Origin of the sequence: Methylobacterium variabile (assembly GCF_001043975.1) — a bacterium.
In the GTDB taxonomy this organism is placed as follows: Bacteria; Pseudomonadota; Alphaproteobacteria; order Rhizobiales; family Beijerinckiaceae; genus Methylobacterium; species Methylobacterium variabile.
In genome coordinates, this window is record NZ_LABY01000275.1 from 1 (window position 1) to 6,666 (window position 6,666).

The window sequence follows — 6,666 nt, forward strand, 5'->3', positions numbered from 1 at the left end:
CCCCCGATCCCGCCCGCGATGCCCGTGCCCGCCCGCTCCTCCGGCGACCTCCTCGCCGACCGCCGCTACGCCTGGGCCGAGGCCGCCCTGGCCGGGGGCGATGCGGCGGCCGCCGCCGACCTCGCGGCCCAGGTCTTGGAACTCGCCCCCGGCTACGGCCCGGCCTGGCTGCTGCTGGGCCGCGCCCGCGCCGCCGACCCGGCGACGCTGGCTGATGCGGCCGAGGCGTTCCGGGCGGCGCTCGCCCTCGATCCGGAGGATCCCCTGGGCGTCCGGCTCCACCTGGCGGAGCTGGGCGAGGCGGCCGACGGGGCGATCTCGCCGGCCTACGTGCGGGCCCTGTTCGACGGCTATGCCGGCCGCTTCGAGCGCCACCTGGTGGAGGGTCTCGGCTATCGCGGCCCGGCGCTGATCCGGGCTGCCCTGGAGCGACTGCGGGGGCCGGACGCGTCGTTCCCTCGCGTCCTCGACCTCGGCTGCGGCACCGGCCTGATGGCCCGCGCCCTCGACGGGCTCGCCGGCACGCTCACCGGAATCGACCTCTCCCCCGGGATGCTGGCGCAGGCCCGGCGCACCGGCCGCTACGCCCGCCTGCACGAGGGCGACCTGCGGGATTTTCTGAAGCAGGAGCCGGACGGGGGCACCGACCTCGCGGTGGCGGCCGACGTGTTCATTTATCTTCGCGAGATCGGCCCGGTGCTGCGGGAGACCGCCCGGGTGCTGACGCCGGGCGGCCTGTTCGCCTTCACGGTCCAGGGCCATCCGGGCGAGCGCGGCGCCGTGCTCGGGGCCGACGGGCGCTACGCCCACGGCGTCGAGACGGTGCGGGAGGATGCGGCGGTGGCGGGGCTGACGGTCGCCCTGCTGGAGCCGGCGGAGATCCGGCGCCAGAACGGGGCGGGCGTGCCGGGGTGGCTGGTGGTGCTGGCGCGGTAGAACTGCGCTGCAGCAGTGTACGTGGCGAGGCGCGGCAGCCAGGACACGCCCCAGGAGTTCGCACCCGCCCTTTCCGGGCCCAGAACGGGCCCGCACGACTGAAACGAAGTGGAAGGAGATCCGGGATCCAGCACAGAGAGTGCGGCGAAGCGGCTCCGGTGTCCCGCCGCAGGCCCCGCGACGAACCAGTTCACCCCGTCCGGCCACCGTCCGAGTGGCTGCCGATCCGCTGCGCGGCGAAGCGCTCGCGCAGCCATGAGGCCGCGGGGCCGCAGGGCCGCTGCTTGTGCCAGACCAGCTCCAGGGCGACCGGCCAGTCGCCCTGGTCGAACTGCAGGTCCGGCGTGACGAGGTGCGGCGCGGTGAGCGACGAGGCGATGACGTGGTCGGTGACGAAGGCCCAGCCGATCCCGTGCTTCACCATCTCCAGGATCACCCAGTGGCTCTCGACCCACCACACCTCGGCGGCCACCCGCAGGCGGCGCTTCTCCGGCCCGTCGCTGCGCGCGGCGACGAGGATCTGGCGGTGGCGCTTCAGTTCCTCCCACTCGACCCGCGCCTTGGCGAGCGGGTGGTCGCGCCCGCAGACGAGCTTGAGCGGCACCCATCCGATGGTCTGGAAGCCGAGTTCCGTCGGCAGGACCTCCTGGCGCCACATCACGCCGAGATCCGCGGCGCCCGACTGCACCATGCGGCTGACATCCTCCATCAGTGGGAAGAGCAGCTCCAGCTCCACGAAGGGGAATGCCTGAGCGAACTCGGCGAAGAGGGCGCCGAGCGCGTGCTCGGGGTAGAGCTCGTCGATGGCGACGACCAGCCGGTTCTCGATTCCCTGCTCCAGGCTGCTCGCCACGCCGATCAGGTGCTCGCGCCGGTCGAGCACGACGCGCGCCTCCAGGAGCAGCCGCTCGCCTGCCGGGGTGAGCACCGGGTTGCGGCCCGCCCGGCTGAACAATGCCAGACCCAGATCCGCCTCGAGGTTCGCCACCTGCGCGCTGACGGCCGACTGGGCCTTCCGCAGGGCGCGGGCTGCGCCGGAGAAGGACCCGGCCTCGGCCGCTGCGACGAAGGCCTGGAGCTGATCGAGCGAGACAGTCATCTATCTGATTATCCGATACATCCCAACTTGCCGGCGGGAGCATTGCAGATAGAAGGCGGCGGACCAATCGGGCTTTTCAGAGCAAGATCATGCGAAGCACGCGGGACCGCATCCGCCACGCCATCCTGTTCGAGGTCGTCGGCCTCGCACTCATCATCCCCCTCGGGACCGTCGCGTTCGGGCTGCACGCCTCCGACATGGGCGTGATCGGCGTCGGCAGCGCCGTGGCCGCGACGGCGTGGAACTACGTCTACAACCTGGGCTTCGACCACGCGATGCAGCGGATGGCCGGGCACACGCGCAAGGGCCTGCTCCTGCGGGTGGCGCACGCGGTGCTGTTCGAGGCCGGGCTGCTCGTGATCCTGCTGCCGCCGATCGCCTGGTACCTCGGGATCGGCCTCGTCGAGGCCTTCGTCATGGATCTGGCGATCGCGGCCTTCTACGTGGCCTACGCCTTCGTCTTCAACCTGGCCTACGATCGGGCCTTCCCGCTGCAGAGCTGGGGCGAGGTTGCGGCGCAGCCGTCGCGCTGAGACGGCCCGCCACCCGCGCCACCGCGGACTCAGCGTCGCCGCGGCTCCCCTGAGGCCTCGGACATCAGCCGGCCGAGGCCGCGCTGGTCGAGGCGGGCGGGCGCGGCGTCGGCGCGGCGGGGCGCGATGGTGCCGGTGGTGGCCGGATCGGCGGCCGCCGCGAGGGCCGGGCCCGGCGCCCGGTCCTTCTCGCGCAGGGCGATCCAGTTCGCGGCCGTGGTCAGGGCGGCGATCGCGATGATGACTTTGATTCCGCCGGTGAAGAGGCGCCACATGGCTGGTCGGGACCCGCGATCTCGGTGAGGGCCGCCGATCCGGCCCCGTCTCGACATTCTCGGGCCACAGCACTTAACGGGCGGCCCAAGCGACGCCGGGCGGAGCGTCCCACAACGGGAGCCGCGTCCCGGCGAGCCGCAGGGCGGCTGCCGCCCGACGCGCGGGACCGGTTCAAGCTGCGGACGATGGGGTGGAGCGAGGGGTCCGGAACGGCGTCCGATGCGACGCGGTGTGACCCGGCACCACGAGACCGACGGACCGGATGTTCCGGTGGGCCGGTATTCTGGTGGGCCGATATTCTGGTGGGCCATGCGCCAGGGCCGCGGTTCCTGTTCCCCGAACCCGTGACGCTCCTGCGACTGCTCGGCCCACTGAGCCTCACAGGAATGGGTTGCAGAGAACTGGTCCGCCCCACCCCGTCATCGCCGGCCCCTTTGCCGCGCAGCCCGGACGGGTTCCGGACGCCTCCGGGCGCGCCGGCATCGAGGACGGCCCGTGTAAGCCAGACCGGGGCAGCAGGGCAACCGGAATGCGGGCCTCCGACTTGCGTCGAAACGCTCCGGCTCGCGGCGCTTGACCCCGGCTCACGAAAAGACCCGGCGGGCGCGGGACCGGCCGGGTCGAGGCATGGTCGCGGACCGCCCCACAGGGCGGCCTCGGATTGTCAGCGCAGCGAGCCGCAGAAGCGCTGGATCCGGTGGCCGGCCTCCTCCAGCAGCTGGTTCGAGGTCGCGTAGGAGATGCGCAGGTTGGGGCCGAGGCCGAAGGCCGAGCCGTGCACCGCCGCGACGCCCTCGGCCTCGAGCAGGCCGAGCACGAAGTCCTCGTCGGTCTCGATCACCTTGCCCGCCGGCGTGCGCTTGCCGATCAGCTCGGCGCAGGACGGGTAGACGTAGAACGCCCCCTCCGGCGTCGGGCAGCGCAGGCCGTTGGTCTGGTTCAGCATCGAGACGACGAGGTCGCGCCGGGTCTGGAACGCGGCCCGGAACTGCGCCAGGTGGTCCTGCGGCCCGTCGAGGGCGGCCACCGCCGCCCATTGCGAGATCGTGGCGGCGCCGGAGGTCTGCTGGCCCTGGACGAAGTCCATCGCCTTGATCAGCTGCTCGGGGCCGGCGGCGTAGCCGATGCGCCAGCCGGTCATGGCGTAGGACTTCGAGACGCCGTTCATCGTCAGCGTCCGCTCGTAGAGCGCCGGCTCGACCTGGGCCGGGGTCACGAAGGTGAAGTCGCCGTAGACGAGGTGCTCGTACATGTCGTCGGTGAGCACCCAGACGTGGGGGTGGCGCACCAGCACGTCGGTCAGCGCCTTCATCTCGGCGTGGCTGTAGGCCGCGCCGGACGGGTTCGAGGGCGAGTTGAGGATCACCCACTTGGTCTTCGGCGTGATGGCGCGCTCCAGCTCCTCGGGCTGGAGCTTAAAGTTCGTCTCCATCGTGGTCTCGGCGAAGACCGGGGTGCCGCCGCACAGGCCGACCATCTCCGGGTAGGACACCCAGTAGGGCCGCGGGATCACCACCTCGTCGCCCGGGTTCAGGGTGGCGAGGAGCGCGTTGTAGATCACCTGCTTGCCGCCGGTGCCGACGATGGTCTGGCTCGGCTTGTAGTCGAGCCCGTTCTCGCGCTTGAACTTGCGGGCGATCGCCTCGCGCAGGGGCACGATGCCGGAGACCGGCGGATACTTGGTCTCGCCGCGGGCGATCGCCTCGACCGCCGCCTGCTTGATGTGCTCGGGGGTGTCGAAGTCCGGCTCGCCGACCGACAGGCTGATGACGTCGCGCCCCTCGGCTTTCAGGTCCCGCGCCTTCTGGGTCATCATGATGGTGGCGGAGGGTTTCACGCGCGAGAGGGCGTCGGCCAGAAAGCCCATGGTGTCGACTCCAGAACCTCGGGAAAACAGGCCCGGTCCGGCCCCTGGCCGCCCGGGTCTTCGAGCGGGCCGGACCCTAGTCGCGCGCGCCACCGCGAGCAAGCGCCCCGGTGCCCGAAGACGAGGCTGTCCCGCGCCGGCAAATCGATGGTTCTGGACAGCAACGCGCCCAGCGTGACACCGTATCGGGCCGAGCGGAACTCAGGGAGGCGGCCCGGACGGTGCCGGGGGACGGCGATGGGCGACGCGGAACTCGTGCGCAGGGTGAGCGAGGAGGTCGGCCTCGCGGTCGACCACGCCGCCTGCGACCCGCAGGCCTGGGACGCCGTGATGGCCGAGATCGGCCGCCTCCTGCCCGGCGTGTGGCCGGTGCTCCAGGTCGTCGACGCGGCCGCCGGGACCGGCCTGCCGCTGGTCTCCTGGGGCTGGGATCCGGCCCTCGTCCAGGCCTACGAGGCGCATTACGGCACCGTGAACCCGTGGATCCCGGTGATCCTGACGACGCCGGCGCTGGTGTCGATGCATTCCGAGGAGCGGCTGCCGGTCTCGCGGCTGCACCACACCGAGTTCTACGCCGACTGGCTGTCGCGCCTCGGCGGCAAGACGGCCTCGAGCGGGATCAAGCTCATCGACGCCGACGGCCGGCTGGCGGTGCTGAACCTGCAGCACGACCTCGCGCGGGCGGAGCGCGACCAAGCGCGGCTGGCGGGGATCATGGAGCGGCTCGGGCCGCGGATGCGCCGGGCCCTCGAGACCAACCGTGCCTGCTTCCCGCCGGGCGCGGCGCGCGGCGCCGGCGAGACGCTGCTCGAGCGGGTGGCGGACCCCGCCTTCGTGGTCACCCGGGACCTGCGCCTCGTCGAGGCGAGCCGCGCCGGTCACGCGCTCCTCGCCGAGGGCGCGGTGCTGCGCGTCGGCGCCCTGGACCGGCTCCAGGTCCGGCACCCGCGCCTCGCCGGGGCGGTGGCCCGCGAGGCGGCGCTGGCCTGCGGCGGCGGTGCGGCGGGCGGCATCCCCCAGGGCCCGGTGAGCGTGGGGGCCGAGAACTGGCAGGTCACGGCGATCGGCCTGCGCCAGGACCTGCGCGGCATCCTCGGAATGGCGCGCCTCCTGGCACCGGAGCACCTCGCCCTCGTGGTGCTGCGCCGGATTTCCGCCGAACACGGCCGGGAGCAGGACCGCCTGGCCGAGCTCGGGCTCTCCCCGGCGGAGTCCCGGCTCGCCCTGCTGATGGACGGGTCGCGCTCCCTGGTGCAGGCCGCCGAGAGCCTCGGCATCCGCCACGAGACCGCCCGCTCGCAGCTGCGCCAGGTCTTCGCGAAGCTCGGGGTGTCGCGACAATCCGAGCTCGCCGTGTTCATCCTCCGGCTCCGGCAGCGCGCCTGAGCGAGTCGGGCGGCGCGCCTGAGCCGGAGCCTCCGGGCGCTCAGCCCGGGATCACGTCCACGATCTCGTAGGTGTCCGGGTCGATGATGACGATGTCGTCGCCCACCAGCACGTAGCGGAAGCCGCGATAGGCCGGCACCAGGGTCAGGATCGCCGGCGGCAGGGTGTGCAGGGTGACCGAGCGCGGCACCGCGGTGCCGACGTTGAGGCTGAAGTTGACGTTCGTCACCGGGCGCACGCCGGAGCGCACGATGGTCTGCCGGAACTCGGTGCGCTGGCTGGTGTCGAGCCGGGAGACGGCGCCCCGGACCTCGGAGCGGCCGCCGGCCCGCTCGGCCCCGCGCTCACCACGCTCCGCACCACGCTCGGCGCCGCGCTCGCCACGTTCACCACGCTCCGCACCGCGCTCGCCAGGCCCGGCGCCGCGCCCGTCGCGCTCCCCGCCCTGCTCGGCCCCGCGGGTCCCGCCGGCTCCGCGCCCGCCGGCGCCCGGCTGGGCCCCTTCGCCGCCGGCCCGTCCCCCGGCCGCGTCGGGCTGCTGCGCCGCTCCCCCGGCACCGCCGCCCGGC

7 protein-coding genes are annotated in these 6,666 nt (G+C 73.2%); 3 read left to right on the forward strand and 4 right to left on the reverse strand.

Annotation, left to right across the window (positions count from 1 at the left end; genetic code table 11):
- The first annotated feature begins 18 nt into the window (after positions 1-18).
- Complete coding sequence (locus VQ02_RS30700; protein WP_048448056.1) at positions 19-936, forward strand: class I SAM-dependent DNA methyltransferase; 918 nt, start codon at positions 19-21, stop codon at positions 934-936.
- Positions 937-1,126: 190 nt separating this feature from the next.
- Here VQ02_RS30700 and VQ02_RS30705 read toward each other — a convergent pair whose 3' ends face one another.
- Positions 1,127-2,035, reverse strand: a complete 909-nt coding sequence (locus tag VQ02_RS30705) for a LysR family transcriptional regulator (RefSeq protein ID WP_048448050.1) — start codon at positions 2,033-2,035, stop codon at positions 1,127-1,129.
- Between the two features lie 89 nt (positions 2,036-2,124).
- Between VQ02_RS30705 and VQ02_RS30710 the strand changes: the two genes are divergently transcribed.
- Positions 2,125-2,568 carry a PACE efflux transporter gene (locus VQ02_RS30710; protein WP_048448051.1) on the forward strand — a complete coding sequence of 148 codons (444 nt, stop codon included), beginning with the start codon at positions 2,125-2,127 and terminating at the stop codon, positions 2,566-2,568.
- A 29-nt stretch (positions 2,569-2,597) separates the two neighbouring features.
- Here VQ02_RS30710 and VQ02_RS30715 read toward each other — a convergent pair whose 3' ends face one another.
- Positions 2,598-2,843, reverse strand: a complete 246-nt coding sequence (locus tag VQ02_RS30715) for a hypothetical protein (RefSeq protein ID WP_048448052.1) — start codon at positions 2,841-2,843, stop codon at positions 2,598-2,600.
- A gap of 665 nt (positions 2,844-3,508) precedes the next feature.
- On the reverse strand, positions 3,509-4,711 hold the full coding sequence (locus VQ02_RS30720) for a pyridoxal phosphate-dependent aminotransferase (RefSeq protein WP_048448053.1): 1,203 nt from the start codon (positions 4,709-4,711) through the stop codon (positions 3,509-3,511).
- Positions 4,712-4,948: 237 nt separating this feature from the next.
- On the opposite strand from VQ02_RS30720, the gene VQ02_RS30725 reads away from it, so the two are divergent.
- A complete protein-coding gene (locus VQ02_RS30725) occupies positions 4,949-6,097 on the forward strand; it encodes a helix-turn-helix transcriptional regulator (RefSeq protein WP_048448054.1) in 1,149 nt (382 codons plus the stop codon).
- 40 nt (positions 6,098-6,137) lie between these two features.
- Here VQ02_RS30725 and VQ02_RS39565 read toward each other — a convergent pair.
- The coding region (locus VQ02_RS39565) for a DUF1236 domain-containing protein (protein WP_048448055.1) at positions 6,138-6,666 on the reverse strand (529 nt) is incomplete at its 5' end.

Excerpts from the sequence above, each read along its gene's own strand:
- VQ02_RS30700 (WP_048448056.1), top strand. The coding sequence starts at position 19 with ATGCCCGTGCCCGCCCGCTCCTCCGGCGACCTCCTCGCCGACCGCCGC.
- VQ02_RS30705 (WP_048448050.1), bottom strand. The coding sequence starts at position 2,035 with ATGACTGTCTCGCTCGATCAGCTCCAGGCCTTCGTCGCAGCGGCCGAG.
- VQ02_RS30710 (WP_048448051.1), top strand. The coding sequence starts at position 2,125 with ATGCGAAGCACGCGGGACCGCATCCGCCACGCCATCCTGTTCGAGGTC.
- VQ02_RS30715 (WP_048448052.1), bottom strand. The coding sequence starts at position 2,843 with ATGTGGCGCCTCTTCACCGGCGGAATCAAAGTCATCATCGCGATCGCC.
- VQ02_RS30720 (WP_048448053.1), bottom strand. The coding sequence starts at position 4,711 with ATGGGCTTTCTGGCCGACGCCCTCTCGCGCGTGAAACCCTCCGCCACC.
- VQ02_RS30725 (WP_048448054.1), top strand. The coding sequence starts at position 4,949 with ATGGGCGACGCGGAACTCGTGCGCAGGGTGAGCGAGGAGGTCGGCCTC.